Below are 25,916 nucleotides of genomic sequence, written 5' to 3'. Positions count from 1 at the left end.
CTTCATGCCACGAAGCATCGGCATCGTCACGGCGGCTGACAGCCGCGAGCGCAGTCATGGACAGCTGCACATCTACGACGGTGAGGGAAAAGGCAAAAGCCAGGCTGCCCTTGGAGTTGTGCTCCGAACAATCGGTTTGGGGATCTGCGAACAACGCCGCACGCGGGTCCTTCTGCTTCGTTTTCTGAAAGGGCCTGGTCGGGCTTACGACGAGGACGCGGCGATTGAAGCTCTACAGCAGGGCTTCCCCCACCTAATCGACCACCTCCGCACAGGTCGTGCCGATCACTTCACAGCGGATGAGGCCACCCGCTTCGACCGGGAAGAAGCGGAACGGGGATGGGTGATCGCCAAGGGGGCGATCGCCAGTGCCCTTTATTCCGTTGTGGTGCTTGATGAACTCAACCCCGTTCTCGAGCTCGGACTGCTGGATGTCAATGACGTCGTCCGCACGTTGGCGAACCGTCCAGCCGGGATGGAAATCATTGTGACCGGTCGGGCTGCTCCGGCGGGCTTGATTCAAGGCGCCGACCTCCATTCAGAAATGCGAGCGCACCGTCGACCGGGCTTGGAGGATGAACGGGTTGTTTCCTTAACGCTGAACAGTGGGATCGAGATCTACACCGGGGAGGGCAAAGGCAAATCCACCAGCGCACTCGGCAAAGCCCTGCAAGCCATCGGCCGTGGCATCAGCCAGGACAAAAGTCACCGCGTTCTGATTCTTCAATGGCTGAAAGGGGGCTCGGGTTACACGGAGGACGCGGCCATCGCAGCGCTGCGGGAGAGCTATCCCCATCTGGTTGATCATCTGCGTTCCGGCCGCGATGCCATCGTCTGGCGAGGCCAGCAGGAACCGATCGATTACGTGGAAGCGGAACGCGCCTGGGAAATTGCCCGCGCAGCCATTTCAAGCGGTCTCTACAAAACCGTGATTCTCGACGAGCTGAACCCCACAGTTGATCTCGAATTGCTGCCGGTGGAACCGATCGTGCAAACCCTTCTGCGCAAACCGGCGGAGACAGAGGTGATCATCACTGGACGTTGCAAAAATCCGCCCGCCTACTTCGATCTGGCGAGCATCCATTCGGAGATGGTGTGCCACAAACACTACGCAGAGCAGGGTGTAGACCTGAAGCGCGGGGTCGACTACTAGAGCCTTAGTAGCGCGCCATGGAAGGATCCACCTGCTCCGCCCAGGCATCAATTCCACCTGCGACATTGATGGCCGAAAGACCGTGTTCAGCCAAGGCTTCTGCAGCGCGAGCAGACCGACCGCCCATTTTGCAATGGACAAACAAGCGTTTACCCCGAGTCAGCTCGCGTACCTGCTCGACAGCTTCACCGCTCTGAATTGTGGCCAGGGGAATCAGATGGCTCCCGGCAATCACAGCCACCTCCGCTTCGGCTGGATTGCGTACATCAACAAGCACAACATCACTGGCATCGGAATCCAACAAAGACTTCAGTTCAGCAACGGTGATGCTGTCCATCAGAGGGGGCTCCGGGCGGCAGAACAAGCCGTAGTCAATCAGGTTTTTGATGGCGGGGCGATCGGGATCCTTCTGCAGTTTCAGCTCTCGGAAACGCATCGATAGAGCGTCTACCACCAGCAATCGACCATCCAGGCAATCACCAATGTCCGTGATCAGCTTGATCACCTCGGTGGCCTGAAGCAGGCCGACCAGACCAGGCAGCACACCTATTACCCCTGCGTCCGAACAGGAAGGCACAGCCCCGTGTGGAGGAGGCTCCGGCAACAGATCCCGATAGTTGGGACTGTCCGGAGTGCGGTTGAAGACACTGACCTGACCGTCAAATCGTTGGACCGACCCATAGATCAGTGGCTTGCCGCGCAAAACACAAGCGTCGTTGATCAGATAGCGGCTTGGGAAATTGTCAGTTCCATCGCAAATCACGTCATAGGAACCGACCAAATCCAAGGCGTTGTCGATGGTGAGCATGTGGTCATGGACCTCGAGATGGCAATGGGGGTTGAGGCCCTGGATCCGAGCCGCCGCTGACTGCGCCTTGGACTGTCCAATCCAATCGGATGAATGAATCACCTGCCGCTGGAGATTGGAGACATCCACGTGATCGCCATCCACGATGCCGAGACGTCCGATACCTGCCGCCGCTAGATAGAGCAGCAATGGAGACCCAAGCCCACCGGTGCCGATACAAAGAACGGATGCCCCCTTCAACCGTTTCTGACCAGCCAGTCCAACCTCGGGAAGAATCAGGTGGCGCGCATAACGTTCACGCTCCGCTGGGTTCAAATCGGAAGAATCCAATGCAGAAGTCATGACGGAAGGTCCGACCTGATCTCATCTTTCAGTGTGTCCTGCACAGTGATGGGGACAAGTTCGGTGCTTCGATCGACACGGAGCCACCAGGCCCTGAGGTCGCCATGGACACCACCGATCACCATCAGGTGGTCCACCAAACCAAGTCGGCGGTCATGGAATGAGGGGTAAGCCTCCGAGTGGGGATGGCCATGGGCAACCCCAATCACCCGCTCGCCTCTAGCTCGGGCCCACCGCTGTGCTGCGAGCTGTTCGCGCGGATCCAGCGCAAAGCGACTACGACGCGACGCTTGGGGATGCCAAATGTTGCAGCAAGGCCACACGTTGCTGAGATGCCAGACATCCCGTTTCAACCGATGGCCGAGCAGCAAAGCGCAACCTTCTTGGGGAGCTGTGCATCGAATCGTGTGCTCGAGAACGGTGAGACATTGATGATTCATCCACAGCAGAGATGGCGAGAACGCCTTCCCACCGATACGCTCTGCGCACGTTGTTAAGGAACTCTTCCGTCCCAATGAGTGACGCCACCACTGAAGTAAAGGATGCACCAACCGGCCAGGCCTGGACGGCTGATGTCGGATCTTCTTCCCCAAAAGGTGAAGAGACTGCGTCCTTTTCGGAGCGCTACAGCGAAGTGCTGGGGAAAGTGAATGAGACCCTTGACAAGGTCGACTGGACCCAGATGGGTCGCATCGGCAAGATTGTCGGCATCTTTGCTGCCGTGATCGTTGCCCAGATCCTGATCAAAGGCATTCTGGACACTATCAATCTTCTGCCGGTCGTCCCCGGCCTGCTTGAACTGCTGGGAGTCGTCGTCGTTGGTCAATGGAGCTGGAAGAACCTGACCACCAGTGAGAAGCGCTCCGCTCTGGTTCAGAAAGTGCAGTCTTTGCGTCAGGAATATCTGGGCTGACCTGAACCGAGACTCCATTTCTGGACTCAGGTCAGTTCTCGGGCCAGTCTCTTGAGGCTGGCCTCGCTTTGCTTGCAATAACTTCCTCCAAATAAGTTTGCATGATTGAGCAGGTGATACAGGTTATAAATTTCGACTCTGTCTTCAGCACCAGTTTTCCTAGTGCAAACCGATCGATAGCCACGACGGAATGCATCAGAGAAACCTCCAAACATGCACGTCATCGCCAGATCAACTTCGGGATCGGCCCACCACGATGCAGGGTCATAGATCGTTGCTCTTCCGTCCTGGAGAACCCCGGCGTTTCCTCCCCAAAGGTCACCGTGAACAAGGCTGGGTTTGACCTCAAGCCCGTTCAACAAATCCTCCAAGCGCTGCATCAGCTGATCCGTGCGAGCTGAGATCAACCCCCGTTCCACGGCAAGTTCCAGCTGAGGCTTGAGACGGAGCTCCACAAAACACGTCCCCCAACTGGCCCTCCACCCACCGGGCTGAGGGCCAGCGCCGATGTATCCATCCCGGCCCCAACCGAACCCTCCCGTTGAAGCCTCCGCTGAGCGTTGATGCAGAAGCGCGAGCCCCCGTCCAAGGCTGGTTTGGTCTACTCCACCCAGATCCAACCACGGAAGCAAAAGGACGGCGGCATCCTGCGTCGCCAGCAATGCCAGCGGACGAGGAACCACAAGCAGGTCGGCATCCGCGTAGAGATGCAGCGCTTCAAGTGCCTCCGCTTCCACCTCGAACAAATCGAGCGCCTCCCGAACCCCAGATTTGGCAAACAGCTGCTGTCCGTCGGAGAGCCTGAGCCGCCAAGCCTGATGGATGCAGCCGCCACCGACGGGATCGCTGGAGACAATCGTCGCCCCTTCTAGCGGTCCATCGGTGCCGGTTAAAACCTGCCGCAAGCGTGCATCCATCCGCAGGGAATCAGGAGCTGTTGCCAGCATGGCCTGATCGCAACACCTTCCTTGAACACGTCCAGCGTGATCGTGATCGGCGGCGGAATCGCCGGTCTTACCGCCGCGGCGCTGCTGGCCCATGAAGGCGTACCGGTCACCCTGCTGGAGGCCCACCGCCAGCCAGGCGGATGTGCGGGAACATTCCGGCGCGGCCCATGGACCTTTGATGTGGGCGCCACCCAGGTGGCTGGACTGGAACCCGGGGGCAGCCACGCGCGGCTGTTCAAACACCTAGCGCTGCCTCTGCCTGAGGCGGAGATCCTCGATCCAGGTTGTGTGGTCGATCTGGCTGACGGCTCACCAGCGGTGAAGCTCTGGCATGACCCAGAGCTCTGGCAGAAAGAACGCCAACAGCAGTTTCCCGGCAGCGAATCGTTCTGGACGCTTTGCGCGGCGATTCATCAAAGCAACTGGGCCTTTGCTGGTCGCGATCCAGTTGTCACCCCACGATCTGCCTGGGATTTACGGGAGCTGATTCGTGCCCTAAGACCATCCACCGTTTTCTCCGGACTGCTAAGTGGAATGACGATCGCTGATCTTCAGCGGCTTTGCGGCTGCGGGACCGATCAACGGCTTCGAAGGTTCCTGGATTTACAGCTCAAACTGTATTCCCAGGAACCCTCAGATCGCACCGCCGCGCTTTATGGAGCCACAGTCCTTCAGATGGCACAGGCACCTCTCGGGCTTTGGCATCTGCATGGCTCAATGCAGATCCTGAGCGATCAACTGGTCGCGGCAATGGAACGGGATGGTGGGGTCTTGATGCTTCAGAAACGCGTGACCCGCATTGAACGACATGCAACCGGCTGGATCGTTGAGGCGCAGGGCGTCAAAGGATCGACCAGCAGTTTTGAAGCTGAAGACGTGATCTGCAGCCTCCCCCCTCAATGTTTGCTCGACCTGATGCCGCGAGATCTGCCAGATGGATATCTCAATCGGTTGCGGGATCTCCCCGAGCCAAGTGGTGCACTGGTTCTTTACGGCGTCCTGCCCAGGGATGTTCTTCCGGAGGGCTGCCCTGGTCATCTGCAACGCAGCTGGCGACACAACAGTTCGCTATTCCTCTCGATCAGCAGCGATGGAGACGGCAGAGCACCACTGGGGCAAGCCACACTGATCGCCAGTGTGTTCACGCCAACCGGTGACTGGTGCCGCCTGCCCGAGACGGAGTATCAACAGCGCAAACGCGCAGAACTGCTCGCTATCCAGCAGGAGCTGAACACCTGGCTGGATCTTCCACCTTCAGCCTGGATCCACACGGAGCTCGCGACGCCCCGGGGATTTGCCGGGTGGACAGGACGGCCCCGCGGCATCGTTGGCGGATTGGGGCAGCACCCAAGCCGCTTCGGACCCTTCGGCCTCGCTAGCCGCACTCCACTGGAAGGTCTTTGGTTATGCGGCGACAGCCTGCACCCCGGGGAGGGAACGGCTGGCGTCAGCCTGTCGGCACTGAACGCCACGCGTCAGCTGCTGGCGGAACGGGGCCAGGAGCTGCGGGTGGAAAGCTGAGCGGAATTCAAGATCCGGCCGGGTCTTCCGTGCCGCTCTCCTCGCAGGAGAGGCCGCTTACCGGTGAAGCAAGAAAAGGAGGGCGGAGTGCCTGCGTTCGTTTCAGCTCCTCTTCCAGTTGCTGCCAGTTCCGGTTCAGAACGGCCTCCTCCAATTGCTCAAGACTCCAGCGGTAAGCGGCCAGACCGCGCATCAACGCATCAGTGTTGCTGGAGGCCATCGCCACTCCAAGCGCGGGATTACCAGCACCAACCCGGCTCGTATCGGCAAAACCACTGGATGCCAGCCGCATGGCCAGCTGTCGGATCGCGGGATCTCTTTCCTCTCCGACCGCCCGCAGCAGAGCAGCGCTGACCAGGACCGGAAGGTGGGAAATCAAAGCAACAGCCTGGTCATGCTGAGCTGCATCGGCCGTCAGCCACTGACCACCAAGGCTCCTGGCGAGTTGCTCAATCTGTTCGAGCGCAGCGGAATCCGTGCTGCTGTTCGGCGTTGCAATCCAAGGCCGCCCCTGAAACAGGCCATGGAGACCTGCCTCCACCCCAGCCTCAGCAGTTCCGGCCATCGGATGGCTGGGCACAAAGCGTGGATGAAGCGTGCTCCAGACATCCAGAACCGGCTGCTTGACCGAGCCCACATCCGTCACCGCTGCAGCGGGAGGGAGAGCAGCAACCAAAGAGGGGTTTGGATGGAGCAGCAACGGAATCGGCAACGCCAAGACCACCAGCTCACAATCAGCAAGGCAGGCAGGCTCGGTGCTCACCTGATTAACCAGTCTGCGAGCCAGCGCCCGTTCAGCCGTGACCTGCCGGTGAACCAGTCCCTGGACATGCCACCCCTGAGATTGCAGGTCGAGGCCGATGGATCCCCCGATCAACCCCAGCCCCACAACCCCTACTTTCCGCGGCTGTGGGTTCATGTCACCGCTGTTGCACTGCCTCCATGTTGATCGATGGATTGCGATGAACGATTCCCGGGGTCAACTCTGCTTAAGGTGCCCGGATGCTTGAAGCGCAGGCTCACCTTCAGCTCAAGACACTGCTGCGGCAGGGGGCCTCGGACTGGCCCCATCATTTGACGCTGAGCCGTCTGGTGGGCCGAAGCCTGCGGCGACGGGACAGCACCCTGATCCACCTCGCCCCCTGCAGTCATGAGCGTTGGTGGCTTGGACTGCTTGTGCCGCTCTGTCTTGGCAGCCGAGAGATCGCCCTCGTTGTCAATGCCAAGCAGCGTCGCCACTTGCAACAGGTTGAGCTGCCAAAGCTCCATGCGCTGGGCTTTCGCCTTCCTTGTTGGGAAGGCCCTCAACCTCCCGGCGATCAGACCCTGTGGTTGATGAATACGGCGGAACTGGTTGAGGCTTACCGCAACAACAGCCTTGGGCAACGGCAGCTCCTCCTTCCGCAGGCGGATCAACTGACCCGCCGACTCCGGCGCGACATGGCGATCCGAATTCAATCCACGGACTGGGAACAACTGAGACGGGCCCATCCAGAAGCCGATCAGGCTCTCCAGCAGATTCACGACCGTCTGACGCGCCGGCTGTTTGGTCAGGCGTCGCGCGTCGATGCCCAAATGCGACTGGATGGCGGAGACCCCCAAGCACTGCGCGATCTGCTTCGGGTCATCGGCCATTGCCCAGAACCCTGGGGAGCTTTGCTGAAAGCTGATCCCAGGCAGTGGGCCAGCTGGGCGGAGCTTGACCACAGCCTCCTGCAATGGACTTGGCACCTCGAGCCTCTTGAACCCCTGCCGCTCTTACCGGGACTCCTGAACGACAGACCTGCACTGCTTCTCAACAGCATTGGCGACACCAATCGGCTCCAGAGCGAACTCGAAGAAGCAGGTTTTCACGCCGATGTGAGTGCCAGCCTGAAAGAACCGGATCTTGAGGAACCGCTGCCCCTCTATGCACCCCGGCGCCAGCCCCTTCCCAATACGGAGGTTTTCGCAACCCATCTACTGGAGCAGAGCCGAAGGCTGATCCTTGGCCGTGCAGGACTGACGATGCTTCTGCTCGATGACCGGGATCTGCGTCGACGCCTCACCAGCGCACTGGCCGGTGAGTTCGGCAGCAGGGTGATGGAGGAATCCACAGCTCCCGATGTGAATGGTGTGATCAGCGCGCGCTGGAGCTGGTGGCTCCAGCACCAAGATCGACTGCCCGAGCTCGATCAACTCATCATTGGGTTGCTTCCAATCGCGAGCCTGGAGTGCCCACTGACGTCTGCCAGGGTGGAGGTCATGAAACAACAGGGTCGCGACTGGTTTCGCACCCTGTTGTTACCCGAAGCACTGAGCCTCTTGCCGGCGGCCATGGCACCGCTCAGGCGCAGTGGAGGACGGTTGGCTGTGCTGGACGGCCGCATCCGCGGCAGAGGCTGGGGAGAGCAGGTGCTTCAGCGCCTCGAGCCCTGGGTTCCTCTCCAGAGACTCCTGCCGGACTGATCGTTCCGAGGCTGCTGGAGCTCTTTACCCTGAACGAAACGGACAACTGGACCTAATGGGAGAAGCTCGCCGTCGGTCAGCTCAGGGGCTGCCACCTCGCCAAGCCAAACCGAGCAAACCGAAGGACACCTCCCCGCGGATCATCTCTTGGTTGCCGCTGACTCAGAAACAATCCCAGCAATTCATCGCCTTAACAACACGGGGTGCCTGGATCGGCATTTCAGGCCTGGTGGTGTTCTGGATCACTGTGCGCTTTGTCGGTCCAGCAGCCGGGTGGTGGACCCTGGCGGACACACCCTGAACACGGATTGTGAAGAAAAACTTTAAGATCTTTTAAGAACGATATTTGTAATGTTTCTACGCCTGGCCGAGCAGTACAGATCCCTCGTCCTGGATCTTGTGATGAGCCTTCAGGCCCTCACAGACAGCCTCCAGGCTCGAGGTCTCACAGCTACCTGCTACGTCTGTGGTGATGATCAACATCACCAGGGCGCTTCCTTCGTCGCAGATCTAGGAGCCGCTCACATGGTTCGTTTTCGGGTCTCTGATTTTGGGATCAGCTGGTTGGAATCCAGGGACGGTTGTGAGTTGGTCAAGCTGGAAGGGGCAGAGGCCATCCAGGAATTGCAACGGATGGCTGCTGCACTTCAACAGAGCAAGGAGGAGCTTGGTTTATCAAGCATCTCCTCCCCCGTTCAATCTCCAGTCAGCACTTAAGCCTGACCATCAAGCCGCGGCTCCGGATTCCTTTTTACCCCCAGCAGCGGGCTTTTCAGCGTTACTCCTGGCAGCTGCTGCAAGCGGTCGCATCGAATTGGCTTTCACTTCAGACCCTTCAGTAAGTTTCTGACGGACCAGTGTTTCGACCGTTGCAGCAGTATCGGGATTCTCCTCCATCCACGTGATGGTGTTGTCACGACCCTGGCCGATGTTGTCGCCCTCGTAGCTGTACCAGGCTCCTTTCCTCACCACCACTCCTGTTTCCTCTGCCAAATCCAGGAGACAACCCAGCGTGCTGATTCCCCGACCGAAGAGGATGTCGAACTCGGCGATACGGAAAGGAGGCGCCACTTTGTTCTTGGCGACTTTGACCTTGGCCCGGATTCCGAATTCCTCCGTTCCTTTCTTCAGCGTTTGGATGCGGCGAATATCAAGCCGTACAGAGGCATAGAACTTCAACGCGTTGCCACCCGTTGTGGTCTCAGGGTTGCCATAGGTGACTCCGATCTTGAGGCGCAACTGGTTGAGAAAGATCACCGTGCACCCGGACTTTCCGATGTTGCCGGTGATCTTGCGCATCGCCTGACTCATAAGCCGGGCCTGGCTGCCCACAGCCAAATCTCCCATCTCACCCTCGATCTCGGCACGCGGTGTCAGCGCAGCCACCGAATCGACCACAACGATGTCGACAGCGGCGGAGCGGACCAGCTGGTCGACGATCTCCAACGCCATTTCGCCGGTATCCGGCTGAGAAACCAGCAGATTCTCGACATCCACCCCGAGCGACGCGGCGTAGACCGGATCGAGAGCATGTTCTGCATCGACGAAGGCAGCTACACCACCACGTTTTTGAATCTCTGCAATGGCGTGGAGGGTGAGGGTGGTCTTGCCCGAGCTCTCCGGACCATAGATCTCGACCACACGGCCCTTGGGATAGCCGCCACCAAGGGCCAAATCAAGGGTGAGAGCTCCGGTGGAGATGGTCTCCACCCGCATCCTGGAGGCATCTCCAAGGCGCATGATCGAGCCCTTCCCAAAATTGCGCTCGATCTGACCGAGCACAAGATTCAGGGCCTTGTCGCGCTCACCGGATGAACGAGGATCGGAACCGGGAGCGGTGGATTTCATCTCTGCAGGCATGGAAGCAACCTGAAGCTAAGGAACGAGAGATCCAATGCCACAGGAGCGGCGAATCGTCTCATGTAGTACAGGCGTACCCTAACGAATTAAGGCCATTGCGCCAAGGGTGCCGACAGGCCATCGAGGTCAAGACGATGAATCCCTGGCGGAAGACCAGACCAGTCTGAAGGCTTGAGATATCCCCAGGCGACCAGCAAGCAGGGCAGAGCCTCAAGTCCTGGGGTCTGCCGCACCAGCTCAAGAGTGGCGCGGCGGTCCTCAACGAAGGCGCGCAAGGAACGGTTCTGCATCAGTTGAAGCAGAACATCCGGCTTGGAACCAGCCTCGCGACCGGCCAGGTGCCAGGGATTGAGCCCAATCGACTGAAGCAACTCGGCCGTGAATGCCTCGCTCTTGGTCGTCAAAACTGCCCAGTCCGCCCCCTCAGAGGCCAACCCATTGAGCCGCTCCACCAGACCTGGATAGGGGCGATGAAGGTCCAACCAGGCGTGACGATCCGAGCGCACAGCATCAGCACGGGTGCGATCGAGCGCATCCTGCAGGAGCTCGCCATGCCATCCACGCCGCAGCATGGCGCACTGCTGCTCGGCCGGATAATCCTCCAACCAGGCCTTCTGATCCAGATGGGGCATCTCAGCTGCCAGCAGCACCATCTCCCAGCCGTGATGCACCCATGGGCGCACCTGCCGGAAGGCGTCCGGGACCACATCACGGGTCAGGCCATGGATCTCTCCAAGAAGAGACTCAGCGGCCGTGAAAGCACTCCACCAGTATTCAGCCATCCCGTCGACGATCACTCCGTCGAAATCGAAGACAACCAGGGGACGGTCAGCCATAGGAAAAAACTGGGCCGCTAGGATTCGAACCTAGGAATGGCGGGACCAAAACCCGCTGCCTTACCACTTGGCGACGGCCCAACATTCCGATGGTTCCGCATTCGGCGGAGCACCGGCGTCCCAATAGTTACCCACAGCAGCCTCACCTTCGTCAATCCACCCTTTGATCTCAAGGTGGGAACACCCTGAGTCGGCATCGATCGTCCTGTCCGAAGACATCGCTGCGCAGGCTGTAGCGACTGACCAGATCCGCCTGCATCTGCCGAACCCTTTCATTGCGGGGGAGCAGCTCCACAGGGCGGCCCTCCGGCATCACAACCTGCTCAACAGCAAGACGACACTCCTCGAGACCGGCCAATGCATCGTCCCTGTCCTCCGGTGCAGCCTCGGTAGAACCATCGGGTTGCTCGCGCCTAGAGACCAGACGCTCCAAGGCGCGTTCCACCTGGGCCAGCGAATCGGTCTTGATCACGAGGATGGGCACATGACGGTCCCTGGCCTCGCGACGCAGGAGGGGCTGACGCCCCAACCCCTGCCGAACGCTGAGCACGACATCCGCATCTCCGATGTCATCCACGACCCTGACAGGCCATCGACGGCGTCGGATGGCCTGCTCAACCAGTTGAGGTGACAGCCCGCAACAGAGCACCTGAAGATCCTCGGTGTCCAGCGGAGCTTCGTCCTCCTGTGGAGGATCGGGCTGATGCTCAACGGACTGAAGAGGACCGCTTGGAGAGGAAGCGGGCACGGCCGCCAGGGTCGGACGGCTGGGACGACGTGCAGTGCGAGTTTCAGTTGGAGGATCAACCAATTGAACAATCCCGTCAGCCCCCAACTCCCGCTCCTGTGTCAACGGGATTTGCCCCCTCAAAAGTTGATCGACCGTGGTGGCCACATCCGTATGCACAGCCCAGCGATGACGGCTGTGCATCTCAACCGCAACGGGGAAGGTTGGCTCAGCTGCCCGCTCGAGGACCGTTTTCTGACTTCGACGACGACGCGCCTCTTCATCCCCAAGCGTGACGGATTGAATCCCTCCAACCAGATCGCTCAGGGTGGGGTTTTTGATCAGATTGGCTAGGGCATTGCCGTGGGCTGTGGCCACGAGCATCACCCCGCGTTCCGCGATCGTGCGGGCTGCCTGAGCCTCCAATTCCGTCCCGATCTCATCAATGACGATGACTTCAGGCATGTGGTTCTCAACCGCCTCGATCATCACTTGGTGCTGATGTTCCGGCCTGGCCACCTGCATGCGCCGGGCTCTCCCAATCGCAGGGTGAGCAATGTCGCCATCACCGGCAATTTCATTGCTGGTGTCGATCACCACCACCCTGCGTTGCAGGTCATCAGCCAAGACCCTTGCGATTTCTCGTAAGGCCGTGGTCTTACCAACCCCCGGCCGACCCATCAGGAGAAGCGACTGACCGCTGTCGAGCAGGTCACGCACCATGGCGACCGTTCCGAAGACAGCACGACCGACGCGACAGGTGAGTCCCACCACATCCCCTTGACGGTTGCGGATCGCGCTGATGCGGTGCAATGTGCGCTCGATGCCCGCCCTGTTATCGGCACCGAATTGTCCGAGACGGTGGACAACCGCCTCAAGATCATCACGAGTGAGAGACGACGCATCCAGGGCAACCGCCTTGCCTGGGTAGCGCGCTTCCGGCACCCGACCAAGGTCGAGAACCACCTCCAGCAACTGATCCCGCCGTTCAGGCGTCTCCAACGCCTGCCTGACAGGGTCCGGCAGAAGCTCGATGAGACGATCCAGGTCGTCAGTGATCCTCTGTGTGGTCATGGGTGAATACCCTTGCCGCCTTCTAGCAGGAGTTCCCCGCCAACGGCCTATCGAGCCATGGCTGCACCAGAGACACGGCCAAGTCCAATGCCTTCTTCCAATCCTGAGGGGACTCCCTGAGGGTCTCGCCCCGATCCTGGGCAGAGAGGAGAAGCGGCATAAGAAGACGGCGCGCCATTCCTCCAAATGCAATTCCTGCAGGGCGTTCCTCCCATGAAAGAAGGCTCAGCGTGCTCGCATTCGTTCCTCCGGCAAGTTGCAGGGGACCAGGAGGTGCCAGCGGTTGCATCGCGCGCCAGAGGCTGACTGCCGCACGGGCGGTGCCGCTGCCCACATCCCCGCTCATCGGTCGTCCATCCAGCTGCCAAAGGGGACGGAATCGATGACGGCGGAGGCAATGATGACGCTGCCAAAGCTCCCAGCTGAGATGGGGAGGCGTCAGACCGTGGCCCTCGAGACCGCAACTCACGGCCAGACGCCTGAGGGGAACGGCTGAGGATGCAAGGGCAGACACAACAGACTCGAAAGCCTCGGCACGGCCAGGAGCGGTATGGATCTCGATGGCATCAGGGCGAAGTTCTGCCAACGAAGTGGCGATTTCGTCAGCATCGAGACGATGCTCATGCTCCTGAATCAAGCCCCTCGGGCAAGCGGGGAGGCAACGCCCACATCCATAACATCGATTCGCAAGAATCCCTAGATGAGAAGTGATCGCCCCCGCAGGGCAGACGCGCTCACAGGGTCTCGAGCAGTCCGCAGGACAGAACTTGGGGTCGAACCAGGCTTTTCGAAAATGGGCATCGGCTCCATCGCTGAGGCTGACCATCAACCAGGGCACCGGCAGACCCTGCGCCGCGAGCCAGCCAAAGCCCTGCCTAGCGGCTCTCACAACGGCGGGGTCTGCGGCGACGTCGACGCAATGGACACCAGCTGCGCCAAAAACCGCACATAAGTCGGCGATCGCTGGGAGATCCTGATTGCTGGCCCCACAGATCAACTTGACCCAGCGTCCTTGAGAGAGGGCGCACTCCGGGTCCGGAATCAGCCCTGTAGCAGTTGAGTCAATGGCTGCCATCTCAAGCTACGAGCCCCACCCATCTCAACAACAATCCGCAATCGGGGCTCCCGGCGGCAGAGCTCACACAGCGAGAGCAACTCGGATCGGGATAGCACCTGTCCCTCCAGCAGCCAAAGCAGAACAGGCGCATCACCATCCATCAGATCGCCGAGCAGGGGAACAACCTCCTGAACCTCCCCGACCGCTGCGCCACGGCCAACACTCTGATGGCCGAGATGCGGTGGACGCACACCATGCTTCTGCGTCAAAAACACCTCCGGATCCCCCAAACCCCGAGCTGACATCATCCGGGTGCGGTAGCCGGCCCCCCGCATGCGCCTAAGCAGACGCGTTTCCGCCCCACCCTCCAGTGGAGCGTGCAAAGCCAGGCAACCACTGGCATCGAGCTCTCGACGGAATCCCCGACCAGAGAGAAGCAGAGGCATGACGGCTCAACGTTTCCAGAGAGTCTGGCAGCAGAAAAGCAAAAGGTAGGAGCGATTGAGCTGTGTTGTATGGTCATTGTTTGTTCTGCATTTCTGTGCCCGTCCGCTAGCCGGGCCTCCAGAAGGTGGAACAGATTCGGCGATTGCGCCGGATCCTCAGGCCAGTGCGGCTTTGCCCAGGTGAAACCGCCGGGAAACTGCTTGAACTCAACTCATGAGCTCAATCAAGTCCCAGCCTCGCTGATTTGCTCGCTAGCTCCCGTCGAATCAATCCGATTTCGATTTTCGATCTTCCGGATCATTCGCATTGTGACTGCGGTCTTTCTTCAATCAGCAACCCTGGCCCTGTCCGCTCCTCGGACGGTGGTTGTCCAGCTGGCGTCTTTCACCTCCCATGTCCATCGGCATTCTCGGGAAGAAACTGGGTATGTCTCAGTTCTTTGACGAGCAGGGCAGAGCGGTCCCAGTCACTTTGATTGAGGCCGGCCCCTGCCGCATCACCCAACTCAAGAGCACTGACACCGACGGTTACGCCGCAGTGCAGATCGGCTTCGGCGAAACTCGCGAGAAGCTGATCAATCAGCCCGCCAAGGGCCATCTCACAAAATCCGGCGAGAGCCTTCTTCGACACTTACGCGAATATCGCGTCGATGCCGTTGAAGGTTTCGAGCTGGGTGGTTCCGTCACCGTCGGCGATTTCGAAGCCGGTCAGAAAGTTGACGTCAGCGGCGACACGATGGGTCGTGGCTTTGCTGGATACCAGAAGCGGCACGGCTTCAGCCGAGGCCCCATGACCCATGGTTCCAAGAACCATCGTGAACCCGGCTCCACCGGCGCCGGCACCACACCGGGTCGCATCTATCCGGGAAAACGGATGGCCGGGCGGTTTGGTGGGAAGAAAATCACCACCCGCGGACTGACGATCCTGAAGATCGACAGCGAGCGCAACCTGCTCGTGGTGAAGGGTTCCGTTCCCGGCAAACCGGGTTCCCTTTTGAACATCCGTCCAGCCAAACGGGTGGGAAACAAGCCCGCCAAAGGAGGTAAGTGATGGCTGACTGTGTCGTCCATGATTGGCAGGGCAAGGAAGCCGGCAAGGCAAGCCTTGATCTGAAAGTCGCCAAGGAAACCACTGCGGTGGACTTGATGCACCGTGCGGTCTTGCGTCAGCAGGCTCACAGCCGCCAGGGCACAGCCAGCACCCTCACCCGATCGGAAGTTCGTGGTGGCGGTCGCAAGCCCTACAAGCAGAAGGGAACGGGTCGCGCTCGTCAGGGCTCGATCCGCACACCACTGCGTCCCGGTGGCGGCATCATCTTCGGACCGAAGCCCAGGACTTACAACCTCGCGATGAACCGCAAGGAACGTCGCCTGGCGCTTCGGACCGCTCTGATGTCCCGCATCGCGGACACGAAGGTGGTGAAGGATTTCGGCGCTGCTCTCGACACGCCCAAAACAAAAGAGGTGACAGCCGCGCTCGGTCGTCTTGGCATCAAAGCTGACGCCAAAGTGCTGATCGTTCTCTCGGCGCCCAGCGATGTGGTGCGTCGTTCCGTACGGAACCTTGAAAAAGTGAAGTTGATCGCAGCTGATCAGCTGAACGTCTTCGACCTTCTCCACGCCAATGCCTTGGTGATTGGTGAAGACGCTCTTGCAACCATCCAGGAGGTGTACGGAAATGACTGAGCGTTTCCAGGGACGTCTGGCGGATGTGATCCGTCGACCACTGATCACCGAGAAGGCCACCCGCGCCCTTGAGATCAACCAGTACACCTTCGAGGTGGACCATCGCGCCGCAAAGCCAGACATCAAGGCTGCTGTCGAGCAACTGTTTGATGTGAAGGTCACAGGCGTCAGCACCATGAATCCACCGCGGCGCAGTCGCCGCATGGGTCGCTTCGCCGGCAAACGCGCCCAAGTGAAGAAAGCCGTGGTGCGCCTCGCTGAAGGCAACGCGATCCAACTCTTCCCTGAGTCCTGAGGGGTCTGATTCGTCATGGCAATCCGTAACTACCGCCCCTACACCCCAGGCACCCGCACAAGGGTGGTCACTGATTTCAGTGAGGTCACCGGCCGCAAACCGGAACGAAAGCTGGTGGTGTCCAAACACCGCCGCAAAGGTCGTAACAACCGTGGTGTGATCACCTGCCGCCATCGCGGCGGTGGCCACAAGCGCCTTTACCGCGTTGTGGATTTCCGTCGTAACAAGCACGGAGTCCCCGCGAAAGTGGCGGCCATCCACTACGACCCCCATCGCAACGCCCGTCTGGCTCTGCTCTTCTACGCCGATGGCGAGAAGCGCTACATCCTTGCCCCGGCTGGTATTCAGATCGGTCAGACCGTTGTCTCCGGTCCTGAGGCCCCGATCGAGAGCGGCAATGCCATGCCGCTTTCTTCGGTCCCGCTGGGATCCAGCGTTCATTGCGTCGAGCTCTATGCCGGACGCGGCGGACAAATGGTTCGCACAGCCGGAGCCAGTGCTCAGGTGATGGCCAAGGAAGGCGACTACGTCGCCTTGAAGCTCCCGTCCACTGAGGTCCGCCTCGTTCGTCGCGAGTGCTATGCCACCCTTGGCGAAGTGGGCAACTCCGAAGTCCGCAACACGAGTCTCGGCAAAGCCGGACGTCGACGTTGGCTCGGCCGTCGTCCTCAGGTGCGCGGCAGTGTGATGAACCCCTGCGATCACCCCCACGGTGGTGGTGAGGGGCGGGCACCCATCGGCCGCTCCGGCCCGGTGACCCCCTGGGGCAAACCCGCCCTCGGTCTCAAGACCCGCAAGCGGAACAAGCCCAGCAACCAATACGTGCTCCGGAAGCGTCGCAAGACCTCCAAGCGGAGCCGTGGCGGACGCGATTCCTGATGCCAACCATCGTTTTGCCGCTTGCCTAAACCGCTATGGGACGTTCACTCAAAAAGGGTCCGTTCATTGCTGACAGCCTGCTTCGCAAGGTTGAAAAGCAGAACGAGAACGACGACAAGTCCGTGATCAAAACCTGGTCAAGGGCCTCAACCATCCTGCCGATGATGATCGGCCACACCATTGCCGTTCACAACGGCAGGACCCACGTGCCGGTGTTCATCACCGAGCAAATGGTGGGTCACAAGCTCGGGGAATTCGCTCCCACGCGCACCTTCAAGGGCCACATCAAAGACAAGAAAGGAGGCCGCTGACGCCATGACTTCGTCCACACCCACGGCTCCGACTGCCCAAGCCCACGGTCGCTTCATCCGAGGCTCCGTTTCAAAGGTGCGCAGGGTTCTCGATCAGATCAGAGGTCGCACGTACCGCGATGCCCTGATCATGCTCGAGTTCATGCCTTATCGGTCCACCGGCCCGATCACCAAGGTGCTGCGCTCCGCCGTCGCCAATGCAGAGCACAACCTGGGCCTTGATCCCTCCTCATTGGTGATCTCGAGCGCCATTGCAGACATGGGCCCATCAATGAAGCGGTATCGGCCCCGCGCCCAGGGTCGCGCCTTCGCGATCAAAAAGCAGACCTGCCACATCAGCATCGCTGTGGCAGCTCAGACCGATTCCTGACCCTCGAGGACTCTGACCCATGGGACACAAAATCAACCCAACCGGTCTGCGCCTGGGGATCACCCAGGAACACCGGTCACGCTGGTTCGCACCCAGCAAGAGCTATCCGGCCCTCCTCCAGGAGGACGACCGGATCCGTCGCTTCATCCATAAGAAGTACGGATCTGCAGGCATCAGTGATGTTCTGATTGCTCGGAAAGCCGATCAACTCGAAGTCGAGCTGAAAACAGCTCGACCCGGGGTTCTGGTCGGCCGTCAGGGCAGCGGCATCGAGGACCTGCGTGCGGGGATCCTGAAAACGGTCGGTGACAAGAGCCGCCAGGTGCGGATCAACGTCGTCGAGGTGGAGCGTGTCGACGGCGACGCGTTTCTGCTGGCCGAGTACATCGCCCAGCAACTGGAGAAGCGCGTTGCTTTCCGACGCACGATCCGGATGGCCGTCCAGCGCGCCCAGCGCGCTGGGGTTCTTGGCCTGAAGATCCAGGTTTCAGGTCGTCTGAATGGCGCCGAAATCGCCCGGACGGAATGGACCCGTGAAGGGCGCGTGCCCCTTCACACCCTGCGGGCAGACATCGACTACGCCACCAAGGTGGCGACCACCACCTACGGGGTACTCGGAATCAAAGTCTGGGTGTTCAAAGGTGAAGTGCTGGGGGATCAAGCCCCACAAATCCCGGTGGGTGCCACACCCCGCCGTCGGGCCAGCCGTCGGCCCCAACAGTTCGAAGACCGCTCCAACGAGGGTTGAACAGGAGGCCTGAACCATGCTGAGTCCAAAACGCGTCAAATTCCGCAAGATGCACCGTGGCCGCATGCGCGGCGTCGCCACACGCGGTAACACCATTGCCTTCGGGCAATTTGCCCTTCAGGCCCAGGAATGCGGCTGGATCACCTCGCGCCAGATCGAGGCCAGTCGTCGGGCCATGACCCGCTACGTCAAGAGGGGAGGAAAGATCTGGATTCGCATCTTCCCGGACAAATCCGTCACCATGCGCGCCGCCGAGACCCGCATGGGTTCCGGTAAAGGCAACCCTGAATTCTGGGTCGCTGTGATCAAACCCGGTCGGATCCTGTTCGAGATGGGTGGTGAGGAAATCACCGAAACCATTGCGCGGGAAGCGATGCGCCTGGCGCAGTACAAGCTGCCCGTCAAGACCAAGTTCATCACCCTGGATGAACAGGACCAGCAGAAGGCCGCTAGCGATGGCCCAGCTGCTGAAACCGTTTCCGTGGAGTCCTGACCATGGCCCGTCCTAACGCCGCAAAGGTTCGCCAGCTGTCCGATTCGGACATCACCGAACAGATCGATGGCCTCCGCCGCGAACTGTTCCAGCTCCGTTTCCAGCAGGCTACCCGCCAACTGAACAACACGCACCGTTTCAAAGAGGTCCGCATCAAGCTGGCCCAACTGCTGACGGTGCAGTCGGAGCGACAGCGCTCCACAGCGTCCTGATCCCCCCCCCTGTACCCATGGCAGTCAAGGAAAGGGTCGGCACCGTCGTCAGCGACAAGATGGAAAAAACGGTGGTTGTTGCGGTCGAAAGCCGCTTCCCCCATCCCATCTACAAGAAGACGGTTAGCCGTACCACCCGCTACAAAGCGCACGACGAGGACAACAGCTGTCGCGTCGGCGATCGGGTTCGGATCACCGAGACCCGTCCGATGAGCCGCCACAAGCGTTGGGCCATCGCAGAAGTTCTCAGCCACAGCCCAAAAGCAGATTCCAAGTCCGCAAAGGCTGAGGCCAAACCCGAGGAGGTGTCCCAGTGATTCAGCAGGAGACCTTCCTCACCGTTGCTGACAACAGCGGTGCCAAGCGGATCCAATGCATTCGCGTGCTGGGAACCAACCGTCGCTATGCCCACGTGGGTGATGTGATCGTGGCCGCCGTCAAAGACGCCATGCCCAACATGGGCGTCAAGAAATCGGACATCGTGAAAGCGGTTGTGGTTCGCACCAAAGCCACCCTGCGACGTGATACCGGCAATTCGATCCGTTTCGACGACAACGCAGCCGTGATCATCAACGCGGACAACAATCCCAAGGGCACCCGAGTGTTCGGCCCGGTGGCCCGGGAGCTGCGGGAACGCAATTTCACAAAAATCGTGTCCCTCGCTCCGGAGGTGATCTGACCATGGCGACAGCAACCATTAAGGCCAAAACCTCTGAGCGGATCAAGATGCGGATCCGCAAGGGCGACACCGTTCAGGTGATCGCCGGCAAGGACAAAGGGAAAACAGGCGAAGTGCTCCGCACCCTTCCCAATGACAATCGCGTGATCGTGCAGGGCGTCAACATGCGCACCCGCCACGAGAAGCCAACGCAGGAAGGTGAAAGCGGCCGCATTGTCACGGAAGAGGCGTCCCTGCATGCTTCAAACGTGATGCTGTACTCCACGTCCAAAAAAGTGGCCAGCCGCGTTGAAATCGTCGTTGAAAAGGACGGCAGCAAAAAGCGCCGGCTGAAGAAAACCGGCGAATTACTTGACTGATCGTTCACGTCGATCGGCATTGCTCGCCTGACTTCTGACCAAGCCCAGAAGCACCCCCCACCCCGTCATGTCACTCAAAAAGCGTTATCGGGAGACCATTCAGCCAAAACTGCTGAAGGATCTCTCCCTCAAGAACATCCACGAAGTCCCGAAGGTTCTCAAGGTCACCGTCAACCGTGGCCTCGGTGAAGCAGCCCAGAACGCCAAGTCCCTCGAGGCCTCGGTGAACGAGCTCGCTCAGATCACCGGCCAAAAGGTGGTCGTGACCCGCGCCAAGAAGGCCATCGCCGGATTCAAGATCCGCCAAGGCATGCCGATCGGTTGTGCGGTCACCCTGCGCGGCGAACGGATGTACGCCTTCCTGGAACGATTGATCAATCTGGCTCTGCCAAGGATCCGCGACTTCCGGGGTGTGAGCCCGAAGAGTTTCGACGGGCGTGGCAACTACACCCTCGGGGTGCGCGAGCAAATCATCTTCCCTGAGATCTCCTTCGACAAGATCGATGCCATCAGGGGCATGGACATCACCATCGTGACCACTGCCCGTACGGATGAAGAGGGCCGGGCCCTCCTCCGCGAGATGGGAATGCCGTTCCGCAGCAACTGAGCCCTCCCCGTCGACACCTATGGCCAACCACGACCCCATTTCCGACATGCTCACCCGCATTCGCAATGCGAGTGAGAAGCGTCACGAGACCACCAAGATTCCCGCCTCACGCATGACCCGCAGCATCGCCAAGGTGCTGCAGCAGGAGGGATTCATCTCCGAGATCAGCGAGGAAGGAGAGGGTGTTCGCACCCAGATCGTGCTTGCTCTGAAATACAGCGGCAAGCACCGCCTACCCACCATTCGCTCGATGCAAAGGGTGAGCAAGCCTGGCCTGCGCATCTACAAGAACACTCGCGGTTTACCGAAGGTCCTCGGAGGCCTTGGTGTCGCAATCATCTCCACCTCAAAAGGTGTAATGAGCGACCGCGATGCCCGCCGAGAAGGCGTCGGGGGCGAAGTGCTCTGTTACGTCTACTGATCCGGAGCTGAACCATGTCACGTATCGGCAAAAACCCGGTCCCTGTCCCCGACAAGGTCACCGTGTCCCTCGATGGCCTCACCGTCACGGTGAAAGGTCCGAAGGGAGAACTGCAGCGCACCCTTCCTGATGGCGTCAGTGTCAGTCAGGTCGACAGCACCATCGTGGTGTCTCCCACGAGCGAAAAGCGTCAATCCCGCGAACGTCACGGCCTCTGCCGGGCTCTGGTCGCCAACATGATTGAAGGCGTCAGCAATGGCTACAGCAAGAGCCTTGAGATCATCGGCGTGGGCTCCCGCGCCCAGGTCAAGGGCAAGACGCTTGTGGTGAGTGCCGGCTACAGCCATCCAGTTGAGATGGATGCCCCCGAAGGCATCACCTTCAACGTGGAGAACAACACGAAGGTGATTGTGTCTGGCATCGACAAGGAGCTGGTGGGCAACGAAGCCGCCAAGGTCCGGGCCATCCGTCCGCCTGAGCCCTACAAGGGCAAGGGCATCCGGTACGAAGGCGAGTGGATCCTGCGCAAGGCAGGCAAGTCCGGCAAGAAATAACCCTCCGCCCGACGTCCCTCCACTCCCATAATCATGTCCACTCAATCCCGCAAACAGCAGACCCAGAAACGTCACCGGCGTCTGCGCCGCCACATCAGTGGCACCTCGGCACGCCCAAGGCTTGCCGTGTTCCGTTCAAACAATCACATCTACGCCCAGCTCATCGACGACGAGGCCCAGAGCACGCTCTGCTCAGCCTCCACTGTCGACAAGGAGTTGCGCGGCGGCCTCAAAGCCGCAGCTGGCAGCTGTGATGCCTCCGTTGCCGTCGGCGCACTCGTCGCCAAACGCGCCATCGCTAAAGGGATCCAGCAAGTGGTCTTCGACCGTGGTGGAAACCTCTATCACGGCCGGATCAAGGCCCTCGCCAATGCAGCCCGGGAAGCGGGCCTTCAGTTCTGATCCCTGATCGACCCATGACCGATTCCTCCCCTCAGACCAACTCCAACAACGTCCCAGGTGCTGCCGACGTCCCCGCTGCCGCCGAAGGCCAGCAGCAGGAACAACGCCGCAGTGGCCGTGGCGAACGTCGCGGCCGTCGCGGTGATCGCCGCAACCAGGAGCGCGATTCCGAATGGCAGGAGCGCGTGGTGCAAATCCGACGTGTCTCCAAGACCGTCAAAGGCGGCAAGAAGATGAGCTTCCGGGCCATCGTTGTCGTCGGCAACGAAAAAGGCCAAGTCGGTGTCGGTGTCGGCAAGGCCGGTGATGTGATCGGCGCCGTCCGGAAGGGCGTTGCCGATGGCAAAAAGCATCTCGTCAAAGTGCCTCTCACACGCCACAGCTCGATTCCAACCCTTTCAAACGGTCGTGACGGCGCTGCCAGTGTGCTGATTCGTCCGGCTGCCCCAGGCACCGGTGTAATCGCGGGTGGCTCAATCCGCACAGTGCTGGAACTCGCCGGCATCAAGAACGTCCTGGCCAAGCGTCTGGGCAGCAAGACTCCTCTCAACAATGCCCGGGCTGCCATGGTTGCCCTGTCCAGTCTCCGAACCCATAAGGAGACGGCAAAGGAACGGGGAATCTCCCTCGAGCAGATCTACTCCTGATTCGCGATGACTCTCCGACTCGATTCCCTCAAAGCCAACAAGGGTGCCCGTCGCCGCAAACTGCGCAAGGGTCGTGGCATCGCCGCTGGCCAGGGCGCCAGCTGTGGTTTCGGCATGCGTGGCCAAAAGTCCCGTTCTGGCCGCCCCACCCGTCCAGGCTTCGAGGGTGGACAAATGCCTCTGTATCGCAGAGTACCGAAGCTGAAGCACTTTCCTCTGGTGAACCCCAAGCAGTTCACAGTGCTGAATGTTTCAGCACTGAACGCTCTCAAGGACGGCAGCACCGCCAACCTCGACTCTCTGGTTAAGGACGGCATCGTCACCAATCCCAAGCACCCCATGAAAATGCTTGGCAATGGTGAACTCACCGCCAAGAACCTCACGGTTCAGGCTGCAGCGTTCACAGCTTCAGCCCGCGCCAAGATCGAAGCTGCCGGCGGCACCTGCGAACTCCTGAACTGATCACCGCGGGGCCGCCTGCGCTCAGCTCTAAGGTCTGAGCCGCCCCTGGACTGATGTCTGAGGGCGGCTTCGCAGCATCAAGCCCATCCAAGTCTTTCAGCCATGCTTCTGAGTCGGGGACGCAACCCCAATGCCGCCGAAGTGATCACTCAGATGATCACCAATTCAGGGCTGCGCAACAGGGTGCTCACCACCCTTGGACTGCTCATGCTTGTCCGGCTCGGGATCTTTATCCCGATCCCTGGGATCGATGGTGATGCCTTTGCGTCCTTTATCGAGAAAGGCGGGAATCTGATCGGCTTTCTCGACATCTTCACCGGCGGCGGGCTCTCACGGCTTGGAGTCTTCGCACTTGGCATCCTCCCCTTCATCAATGCCTCGATCATCCTTCAACTGCTAACAGCTGCCCTTCCGCAGCTTGAAGACCTGCAGAAGAACGAGGGGGAGGCCGGCCGGCGCAAGATCGCCCAGATCACCCGCTACGTCGCCCTTGGCTGGGGTTTGGTTCAAAGCATTGTCTTTGCGATGATCCTCCGCCAGTTCGCGGTCGAGGGCCTCAGCGAACCGGTGTTTGTGATTCAGACCTCCCTGGCCCTGGTCACCGGGTCGATGGTGGTGATGTGGTTAAGCGAGGTGATCACTGAACGCGGGATTGGGCAGGGCGCGTCGCTCGTCATCTTTCTGAACATCGTCGCGACGTTGCCGAATGCTCTGAGTTCAACCATCGATCAGGCGCAAACGGCCAAAGAACGCAGTGAGGTGATTGGAATCATTGTTCTGCTTCTTGTTTTCCTGGTCACCATCGTTGGCATCATTTTCGTTCAGGAAGGGGCCAGGCGGCTCCCGATCGTCAGCGCAAAACGTCAGGTGGGTGGATCGAGTGTCTTACCAACGCGCCAAAGTTATTTACCACTGAAACTGAATGCTGGCGGCGTGATGCCGATCATTTTCGCTTCAGCACTGATCTTTCTCCCGATCACCATTGCGAATTTCACTCAGAATGCCGATCTCATTAGATTGGCGAGTTCTCTGAGGCCAGGCAGCTGGGCCTATGCACTGCTGTTTTTCGCGCTGATTCTCGGCTTTTCCTACTTCTATGCCTCATTGACGGTGAACCCGTCAGACATCGCCACAAACCTCAAGCGCGGTGGAGTCGCTATCCCTGGCGTGAGACCCGGCAGTGCAACGGCGACTTACCTCTCTGGCGTACAGAACCGCCTCACCCTGCTCGGCGGTCTGTTTCTTGGATCTGTCGCCATCATTCCTTCTGCCGTCGAGCGGGCAACCAATGTGCAGACCTTCCAGGGGCTTGGTGCAACATCACTTCTCATTCTGGTTGGCGTCGCCATTGACACCGCCAAGCAGGTCCAGACCTATGTGATCTCTCAGCGTTACGAAGGGCTCGTGCGCCAGTGATCCAGGACTCCTTTTCTCTTCTTCAAAGAATCCAATTCACGACACAGCGATGAAAACCCGCCTGCTTTTCCTTGGTCCACCTGGAGCCGGCAAGGGCACCCAGGCCGCGCGGCTCTGCGAGACCAACGGCATGAAACACCTCTCCACAGGAGATCTTCTTCGCGCTGAAGTAGCCGCCGGCACGGCCCTGGGCCAAGAAGCTGAGACCGTAATGAATCGCGGTGAATTGGTGAGCGACACCCTTGTGCTGGCGATTGTCGAAAACCAGATGAAATCCTTCTCGGGCGGAGGCTGGCTCCTGGATGGCTTTCCCCGAACCGTGCCCCAGGCAGAGGCTCTCGAACCATTATTAAAGGATCTCAATCAGCCGATCCAGGCCGTTGTGCTGCTTGAGTTGGATGACGCTGTGCTGATCCAACGGTTGCTGGCCCGTGGACGCGCCGATGACAACGAAAACGTGATCCGGAATCGACTGGAGGTCTACCGAGAGAAAACTGCCCCTTTGATCAACTTCTATCGGAAGAAGGGGTTGCTTCTATCCGTGGCTGCAGACGGATCTGTCGAAGAAATCACAGAGCGGATCAGCTCGACCCTAATTTGACCAACATGATAGGGTTGCCGTTTGGAAATTTGGAGAGCTTCGCCTCATGAAGGTGCGTTCCTCAGTCAAAAAAATCAGTCCTGACGACCAAATCGTCAGGCGCAGAGGTCGCATCTACGTGATCAATAAGAAGCGTCCCCGTAACAAGCAGCGCCAGGGCTGACCCCCCTGCTAACAGCTTCAGGTTTGGGTTCATGACCCTGCCACCCAGTTTCCCGCCTCCTTTATTTCGGAGGCTTCTGTACCTTCTCGATTGAATTTCCTTGGCACGGATCGCCGGCGTTGACATTCCCCGCGACAAGCGGGTCGAAGTTGCCCTCACATACATCTATGGAATTGGCCCGAACAGGGCTCGTTCCATCCTGTCCAAATCAGGAGTCAACCCCGACATCCGAGTCAAGGATCTCGAGGACGGAGACGTCCAGAAACTTCGAGGTGCAACCGAAGCCTTCACGATCGAAGGTGATCTGCGCCGGCAGGAGGGAATGGCCCTGAAGCGCCTGCAGGACATTGGATGCCTGCGAGGACGTCGCCACCGCATGAGTCTTCCCGTTCGTGGTCAGCGCACCCGGACGAATGCCAGAACCCGCCGCGGAGCGCGCAAGACCGTGGCTGGCAAGAAGAAATAATCCCCCTCCTGTC

37 protein-coding genes and 1 tRNA gene are annotated in these 25,916 nt (G+C 59.8%); 28 read left to right on the top strand and 10 right to left on the bottom strand.

The features are described 5' to 3' along the window. The first annotated feature begins 4 nt into the window (after positions 1-4). The gene (locus tag SIB64_RS04875; RefSeq protein WP_413442172.1) at positions 5-1,153 is read left to right on the top strand and encodes a cob(I)yrinic acid a,c-diamide adenosyltransferase; all 1,149 of its coding nucleotides are present in this window, start codon (positions 5-7) and stop codon (positions 1,151-1,153) included. A gap of 4 nt (positions 1,154-1,157) precedes the next feature. On the opposite strand, the gene moeB is transcribed toward SIB64_RS04875, so the two are convergent. After that, the gene (gene moeB, locus SIB64_RS04870) at positions 1,158-2,303 is read right to left on the bottom strand and encodes a molybdopterin-synthase adenylyltransferase MoeB (protein ID WP_413442171.1); all 1,146 of its coding nucleotides are present in this window, start codon (positions 2,301-2,303) and stop codon (positions 1,158-1,160) included. Beyond that, positions 2,300-2,743 carry a M67 family metallopeptidase gene (locus SIB64_RS04865; RefSeq protein WP_413442170.1) on the bottom strand — a complete coding sequence of 148 codons (444 nt, stop codon included), beginning with the start codon at positions 2,741-2,743 and terminating at the stop codon, positions 2,300-2,302. The genes moeB and SIB64_RS04865 overlap by 4 nt, the downstream gene beginning before the upstream one ends. 74 nt (positions 2,744-2,817) lie before the next feature. Here SIB64_RS04865 and SIB64_RS04860 point away from each other — a divergent pair, with 74 nt between their 5' ends. After that, positions 2,818-3,216, top strand: coding sequence for a CAAD domain-containing protein (locus SIB64_RS04860; protein WP_413442169.1), 399 nt, complete (start codon positions 2,818-2,820; stop codon positions 3,214-3,216). Between the two features lie 26 nt (positions 3,217-3,242). Here SIB64_RS04860 and SIB64_RS04855 read toward each other — a convergent pair whose 3' ends face one another. Beyond that, complete coding sequence (locus tag SIB64_RS04855; RefSeq protein ID WP_413442168.1) at positions 3,243-4,256, bottom strand: fructosamine kinase family protein; 1,014 nt, start codon at positions 4,254-4,256, stop codon at positions 3,243-3,245. On the opposite strand from SIB64_RS04855, the gene crtD reads away from it, so the two are divergent. After that, a complete protein-coding gene (gene crtD, locus SIB64_RS04850; RefSeq protein ID WP_413442167.1) occupies positions 4,185-5,684 on the top strand; it encodes a C-3',4' desaturase CrtD in 1,500 nt (499 codons plus the stop codon). The two genes, SIB64_RS04855 and crtD, sit on opposite strands and share 72 nt — an antisense overlap. Positions 5,685-5,691: 7 nt before the next feature. Here the strand turns inward: crtD and SIB64_RS04845 are convergent, their stop codons facing one another. Next, complete coding sequence (locus SIB64_RS04845; RefSeq protein ID WP_413442166.1) at positions 5,692-6,603, bottom strand: prephenate/arogenate dehydrogenase; 912 nt, start codon at positions 6,601-6,603, stop codon at positions 5,692-5,694. 83 nt (positions 6,604-6,686) lie between these two features. Here SIB64_RS04845 and SIB64_RS04840 point away from each other — a divergent pair, with 83 nt between their 5' ends. The 3 genes from SIB64_RS04840 to SIB64_RS04830 are packed head-to-tail and all read left to right on the top strand — an operon-like array spanning position 6,687 to position 8,849. Then, positions 6,687-8,132, top strand: a complete 1,446-nt coding sequence (locus tag SIB64_RS04840; RefSeq protein WP_413442165.1) for a helicase — start codon at positions 6,687-6,689, stop codon at positions 8,130-8,132. 55 nt (positions 8,133-8,187) lie between these two features. Next, positions 8,188-8,433 carry a DUF2839 domain-containing protein gene (locus SIB64_RS04835; RefSeq protein WP_413442164.1) on the top strand — a complete coding sequence of 82 codons (246 nt, stop codon included), beginning with the start codon at positions 8,188-8,190 and terminating at the stop codon, positions 8,431-8,433. 50 nt (positions 8,434-8,483) lie between these two features. Beyond that, a complete protein-coding gene (locus SIB64_RS04830) occupies positions 8,484-8,849 on the top strand; it encodes a DUF1815 family protein (protein ID WP_413442163.1) in 366 nt (121 codons plus the stop codon). A gap of 9 nt (positions 8,850-8,858) precedes the next feature. Here SIB64_RS04830 and recA read toward each other — a convergent pair whose 3' ends face one another. From recA to SIB64_RS04800, 6 genes are all read right to left on the bottom strand, one after another. Continuing rightward, on the bottom strand, positions 8,859-9,992 hold the full coding sequence (gene recA / locus SIB64_RS04825; protein ID WP_413442162.1) for a recombinase RecA: 1,134 nt from the start codon (positions 9,990-9,992) through the stop codon (positions 8,859-8,861). Between the two features lie 86 nt (positions 9,993-10,078). Then, positions 10,079-10,828 carry an HAD family hydrolase gene (locus SIB64_RS04820; RefSeq protein WP_413442161.1) on the bottom strand — a complete coding sequence of 250 codons (750 nt, stop codon included), beginning with the start codon at positions 10,826-10,828 and terminating at the stop codon, positions 10,079-10,081. A 9-nt stretch (positions 10,829-10,837) separates the two neighbouring features. Then, a tRNA-Gln gene (locus SIB64_RS04815) sits at positions 10,838-10,909 on the bottom strand. An 88-nt stretch (positions 10,910-10,997) separates the two neighbouring features. Further along, a complete protein-coding gene (locus SIB64_RS04810) occupies positions 10,998-12,629 on the bottom strand; it encodes an AAA family ATPase (protein WP_413442160.1) in 1,632 nt (543 codons plus the stop codon). A 22-nt stretch (positions 12,630-12,651) separates the two neighbouring features. Then, positions 12,652-13,704, bottom strand: coding sequence for an LdpA C-terminal domain-containing domain (locus tag SIB64_RS04805; RefSeq protein WP_413442159.1), 1,053 nt, complete (start codon positions 13,702-13,704; stop codon positions 12,652-12,654). Then, entirely contained in the window at positions 13,671-14,132 is a 462-nt protein-coding gene (locus tag SIB64_RS04800) for an NAD(P)H-quinone oxidoreductase subunit N (protein ID WP_413442158.1), read from the bottom strand. Before SIB64_RS04800 ends, SIB64_RS04805 begins: the two co-directional genes overlap by 34 nt. Positions 14,133-14,526: 394 nt before the next feature. On the opposite strand from SIB64_RS04800, the gene rplC reads away from it, so the two are divergent. The 22 genes from rplC (at position 14,527) to rpsM (ending at position 25,903) form a co-directional block, all read left to right on the top strand. After that, complete coding sequence (rplC, locus tag SIB64_RS04795; protein WP_413442157.1) at positions 14,527-15,183, top strand: 50S ribosomal protein L3; 657 nt, start codon at positions 14,527-14,529, stop codon at positions 15,181-15,183. Further along, the gene (rplD, locus tag SIB64_RS04790) at positions 15,183-15,818 is read left to right on the top strand and encodes a 50S ribosomal protein L4 (protein ID WP_413442156.1); all 636 of its coding nucleotides are present in this window, start codon (positions 15,183-15,185) and stop codon (positions 15,816-15,818) included. The genes rplC and rplD overlap by 1 nt, the downstream gene beginning before the upstream one ends. Further along, positions 15,811-16,113 (top strand): 50S ribosomal protein L23, encoded by a 303-nt coding sequence (locus SIB64_RS04785; RefSeq protein ID WP_413442155.1) that lies wholly within the window; start codon positions 15,811-15,813, stop codon positions 16,111-16,113. Before rplD ends, SIB64_RS04785 begins: the two co-directional genes overlap by 8 nt. A gap of 15 nt (positions 16,114-16,128) precedes the next feature. Then, positions 16,129-16,992 (top strand): 50S ribosomal protein L2, encoded by an 864-nt coding sequence (gene rplB, locus SIB64_RS04780; RefSeq protein ID WP_413442154.1) that lies wholly within the window; start codon positions 16,129-16,131, stop codon positions 16,990-16,992. Positions 16,993-17,027: 35 nt separating this feature from the next. Next, positions 17,028-17,303 (top strand): 30S ribosomal protein S19, encoded by a 276-nt coding sequence (rpsS, locus tag SIB64_RS04775; RefSeq protein WP_413442153.1) that lies wholly within the window; start codon positions 17,028-17,030, stop codon positions 17,301-17,303. Between the two features lie 4 nt (positions 17,304-17,307). Beyond that, complete coding sequence (gene rplV, locus SIB64_RS04770) at positions 17,308-17,673, top strand: 50S ribosomal protein L22 (protein ID WP_413442152.1); 366 nt, start codon at positions 17,308-17,310, stop codon at positions 17,671-17,673. A gap of 19 nt (positions 17,674-17,692) precedes the next feature. Continuing rightward, the gene (gene rpsC / locus SIB64_RS04765; protein ID WP_413442151.1) at positions 17,693-18,421 is read left to right on the top strand and encodes a 30S ribosomal protein S3; all 729 of its coding nucleotides are present in this window, start codon (positions 17,693-17,695) and stop codon (positions 18,419-18,421) included. Positions 18,422-18,437: 16 nt separating this feature from the next. Beyond that, positions 18,438-18,914: a 50S ribosomal protein L16 gene (rplP, locus tag SIB64_RS04760; protein ID WP_413442150.1), complete on the top strand. Its 477-nt coding sequence runs from the start codon at positions 18,438-18,440 to the stop codon at positions 18,912-18,914. 2 nt (positions 18,915-18,916) lie between these two features. Continuing rightward, positions 18,917-19,126: a 50S ribosomal protein L29 gene (rpmC, locus tag SIB64_RS04755; RefSeq protein ID WP_413442149.1), complete on the top strand. Its 210-nt coding sequence runs from the start codon at positions 18,917-18,919 to the stop codon at positions 19,124-19,126. A gap of 17 nt (positions 19,127-19,143) precedes the next feature. Next, positions 19,144-19,443, top strand: a complete 300-nt coding sequence (gene rpsQ, locus SIB64_RS04750) for a 30S ribosomal protein S17 (RefSeq protein WP_413442148.1) — start codon at positions 19,144-19,146, stop codon at positions 19,441-19,443. Beyond that, positions 19,440-19,805 carry a 50S ribosomal protein L14 gene (rplN, locus tag SIB64_RS04745; protein ID WP_413442147.1) on the top strand — a complete coding sequence of 122 codons (366 nt, stop codon included), beginning with the start codon at positions 19,440-19,442 and terminating at the stop codon, positions 19,803-19,805. Before rpsQ ends, rplN begins: the two co-directional genes overlap by 4 nt. 2 nt (positions 19,806-19,807) lie before the next feature. Beyond that, positions 19,808-20,164, top strand: a complete 357-nt coding sequence (gene rplX, locus SIB64_RS04740; protein WP_413442146.1) for a 50S ribosomal protein L24 — start codon at positions 19,808-19,810, stop codon at positions 20,162-20,164. Positions 20,165-20,231: 67 nt separating this feature from the next. Continuing rightward, positions 20,232-20,771 carry a 50S ribosomal protein L5 gene (rplE, locus tag SIB64_RS04735; RefSeq protein ID WP_413442145.1) on the top strand — a complete coding sequence of 180 codons (540 nt, stop codon included), beginning with the start codon at positions 20,232-20,234 and terminating at the stop codon, positions 20,769-20,771. Positions 20,772-20,790: 19 nt separating this feature from the next. Beyond that, a complete protein-coding gene (gene rpsH / locus SIB64_RS04730) occupies positions 20,791-21,192 on the top strand; it encodes a 30S ribosomal protein S8 (RefSeq protein WP_413442144.1) in 402 nt (133 codons plus the stop codon). A gap of 14 nt (positions 21,193-21,206) precedes the next feature. Next, on the top strand, positions 21,207-21,746 hold the full coding sequence (gene rplF / locus SIB64_RS04725) for a 50S ribosomal protein L6 (RefSeq protein WP_413442143.1): 540 nt from the start codon (positions 21,207-21,209) through the stop codon (positions 21,744-21,746). Positions 21,747-21,779: 33 nt separating this feature from the next. Next, positions 21,780-22,148, top strand: a complete 369-nt coding sequence (rplR, locus tag SIB64_RS04720) for a 50S ribosomal protein L18 (protein WP_413442142.1) — start codon at positions 21,780-21,782, stop codon at positions 22,146-22,148. 14 nt (positions 22,149-22,162) lie between these two features. After that, positions 22,163-22,795, top strand: a complete 633-nt coding sequence (gene rpsE / locus SIB64_RS04715) for a 30S ribosomal protein S5 (RefSeq protein WP_413442141.1) — start codon at positions 22,163-22,165, stop codon at positions 22,793-22,795. Positions 22,796-22,801: 6 nt separating this feature from the next. Next, entirely contained in the window at positions 22,802-23,257 is a 456-nt protein-coding gene (gene rplO, locus SIB64_RS04710; protein ID WP_413442140.1) for a 50S ribosomal protein L15, read from the top strand. 102 nt (positions 23,258-23,359) lie between these two features. After that, the gene (gene secY / locus SIB64_RS04705; RefSeq protein ID WP_413442139.1) at positions 23,360-24,673 is read left to right on the top strand and encodes a preprotein translocase subunit SecY; all 1,314 of its coding nucleotides are present in this window, start codon (positions 23,360-23,362) and stop codon (positions 24,671-24,673) included. 49 nt (positions 24,674-24,722) lie between these two features. Then, positions 24,723-25,274, top strand: a complete 552-nt coding sequence (locus SIB64_RS04700) for an adenylate kinase (protein WP_413442138.1) — start codon at positions 24,723-24,725, stop codon at positions 25,272-25,274. 46 nt (positions 25,275-25,320) lie between these two features. Next, positions 25,321-25,437, top strand: a complete 117-nt coding sequence (rpmJ, locus tag SIB64_RS04695; protein ID WP_011295453.1) for a 50S ribosomal protein L36 — start codon at positions 25,321-25,323, stop codon at positions 25,435-25,437. Positions 25,438-25,537: 100 nt separating this feature from the next. Beyond that, positions 25,538-25,903 carry a 30S ribosomal protein S13 gene (rpsM, locus tag SIB64_RS04690; RefSeq protein WP_413442137.1) on the top strand — a complete coding sequence of 122 codons (366 nt, stop codon included), beginning with the start codon at positions 25,538-25,540 and terminating at the stop codon, positions 25,901-25,903. Positions 25,904-25,916: the final 13 nt, after the last annotated feature.

It is taken from the genome of Synechococcus sp. MIT S1220 (assembly GCF_047303025.1).
Taxonomy (GTDB): domain Bacteria; phylum Cyanobacteriota; class Cyanobacteriia; order PCC-6307; family Cyanobiaceae; genus Parasynechococcus.
This window is presented reverse-complemented; position numbering and strand designations above follow the sequence as displayed.

Coding starts and splice junctions, on each gene's coding strand:
- SIB64_RS04875 (WP_413442172.1), top strand. CDS start 5: ATGCCACGAAGCATCGGCATCGTCACGGCGGCTGACAGCCGCGAGCGC.
- moeB (WP_413442171.1), bottom strand. CDS start 2,303: ATGACTTCTGCATTGGATTCTTCCGATTTGAACCCAGCGGAGCGTGAA.
- SIB64_RS04865 (WP_413442170.1), bottom strand. CDS start 2,743: ATGAATCATCAATGTCTCACCGTTCTCGAGCACACGATTCGATGCACA.
- SIB64_RS04860 (WP_413442169.1), top strand. CDS start 2,818: ATGAGTGACGCCACCACTGAAGTAAAGGATGCACCAACCGGCCAGGCC.
- SIB64_RS04855 (WP_413442168.1), bottom strand. CDS start 4,256: ATGGGCCAGCAGCGCCGCGGCGGTAAGACCGGCGATTCCGCCGCCGAT.
- SIB64_RS04845 (WP_413442166.1), bottom strand. CDS start 6,603: ATGAACCCACAGCCGCGGAAAGTAGGGGTTGTGGGGCTGGGGTTGATC.
- SIB64_RS04840 (WP_413442165.1), top strand. CDS start 6,687: ATGCTTGAAGCGCAGGCTCACCTTCAGCTCAAGACACTGCTGCGGCAG.
- SIB64_RS04835 (WP_413442164.1), top strand. CDS start 8,188: ATGGGAGAAGCTCGCCGTCGGTCAGCTCAGGGGCTGCCACCTCGCCAA.
- SIB64_RS04830 (WP_413442163.1), top strand. CDS start 8,484: ATGTTTCTACGCCTGGCCGAGCAGTACAGATCCCTCGTCCTGGATCTT.
- recA (WP_413442162.1), bottom strand. CDS start 9,992: ATGCCTGCAGAGATGAAATCCACCGCTCCCGGTTCCGATCCTCGTTCA.
- SIB64_RS04820 (WP_413442161.1), bottom strand. CDS start 10,828: ATGGCTGACCGTCCCCTGGTTGTCTTCGATTTCGACGGAGTGATCGTC.
- SIB64_RS04810 (WP_413442160.1), bottom strand. CDS start 12,629: ATGACCACACAGAGGATCACTGACGACCTGGATCGTCTCATCGAGCTT.
- SIB64_RS04805 (WP_413442159.1), bottom strand. CDS start 13,704: ATGGCAGCCATTGACTCAACTGCTACAGGGCTGATTCCGGACCCGGAG.
- SIB64_RS04800 (WP_413442158.1), bottom strand. CDS start 14,132: ATGCCTCTGCTTCTCTCTGGTCGGGGATTCCGTCGAGAGCTCGATGCC.
- rplC (WP_413442157.1), top strand. CDS start 14,527: ATGTCCATCGGCATTCTCGGGAAGAAACTGGGTATGTCTCAGTTCTTT.
- rplD (WP_413442156.1), top strand. CDS start 15,183: ATGGCTGACTGTGTCGTCCATGATTGGCAGGGCAAGGAAGCCGGCAAG.
- SIB64_RS04785 (WP_413442155.1), top strand. CDS start 15,811: ATGACTGAGCGTTTCCAGGGACGTCTGGCGGATGTGATCCGTCGACCA.
- rplB (WP_413442154.1), top strand. CDS start 16,129: ATGGCAATCCGTAACTACCGCCCCTACACCCCAGGCACCCGCACAAGG.
- rpsS (WP_413442153.1), top strand. CDS start 17,028: ATGGGACGTTCACTCAAAAAGGGTCCGTTCATTGCTGACAGCCTGCTT.
- rplV (WP_413442152.1), top strand. CDS start 17,308: ATGACTTCGTCCACACCCACGGCTCCGACTGCCCAAGCCCACGGTCGC.
- rpsC (WP_413442151.1), top strand. CDS start 17,693: ATGGGACACAAAATCAACCCAACCGGTCTGCGCCTGGGGATCACCCAG.
- rplP (WP_413442150.1), top strand. CDS start 18,438: ATGCTGAGTCCAAAACGCGTCAAATTCCGCAAGATGCACCGTGGCCGC.
- rpmC (WP_413442149.1), top strand. CDS start 18,917: ATGGCCCGTCCTAACGCCGCAAAGGTTCGCCAGCTGTCCGATTCGGAC.
- rpsQ (WP_413442148.1), top strand. CDS start 19,144: ATGGCAGTCAAGGAAAGGGTCGGCACCGTCGTCAGCGACAAGATGGAA.
- rplX (WP_413442146.1), top strand. CDS start 19,808: ATGGCGACAGCAACCATTAAGGCCAAAACCTCTGAGCGGATCAAGATG.
- rplE (WP_413442145.1), top strand. CDS start 20,232: ATGTCACTCAAAAAGCGTTATCGGGAGACCATTCAGCCAAAACTGCTG.
- rpsH (WP_413442144.1), top strand. CDS start 20,791: ATGGCCAACCACGACCCCATTTCCGACATGCTCACCCGCATTCGCAAT.
- rplF (WP_413442143.1), top strand. CDS start 21,207: ATGTCACGTATCGGCAAAAACCCGGTCCCTGTCCCCGACAAGGTCACC.
- rplR (WP_413442142.1), top strand. CDS start 21,780: ATGTCCACTCAATCCCGCAAACAGCAGACCCAGAAACGTCACCGGCGT.
- rpsE (WP_413442141.1), top strand. CDS start 22,163: ATGACCGATTCCTCCCCTCAGACCAACTCCAACAACGTCCCAGGTGCT.
- rplO (WP_413442140.1), top strand. CDS start 22,802: ATGACTCTCCGACTCGATTCCCTCAAAGCCAACAAGGGTGCCCGTCGC.
- secY (WP_413442139.1), top strand. CDS start 23,360: ATGCTTCTGAGTCGGGGACGCAACCCCAATGCCGCCGAAGTGATCACT.
- SIB64_RS04700 (WP_413442138.1), top strand. CDS start 24,723: ATGAAAACCCGCCTGCTTTTCCTTGGTCCACCTGGAGCCGGCAAGGGC.
- rpmJ (WP_011295453.1), top strand. CDS start 25,321: ATGAAGGTGCGTTCCTCAGTCAAAAAAATCAGTCCTGACGACCAAATC.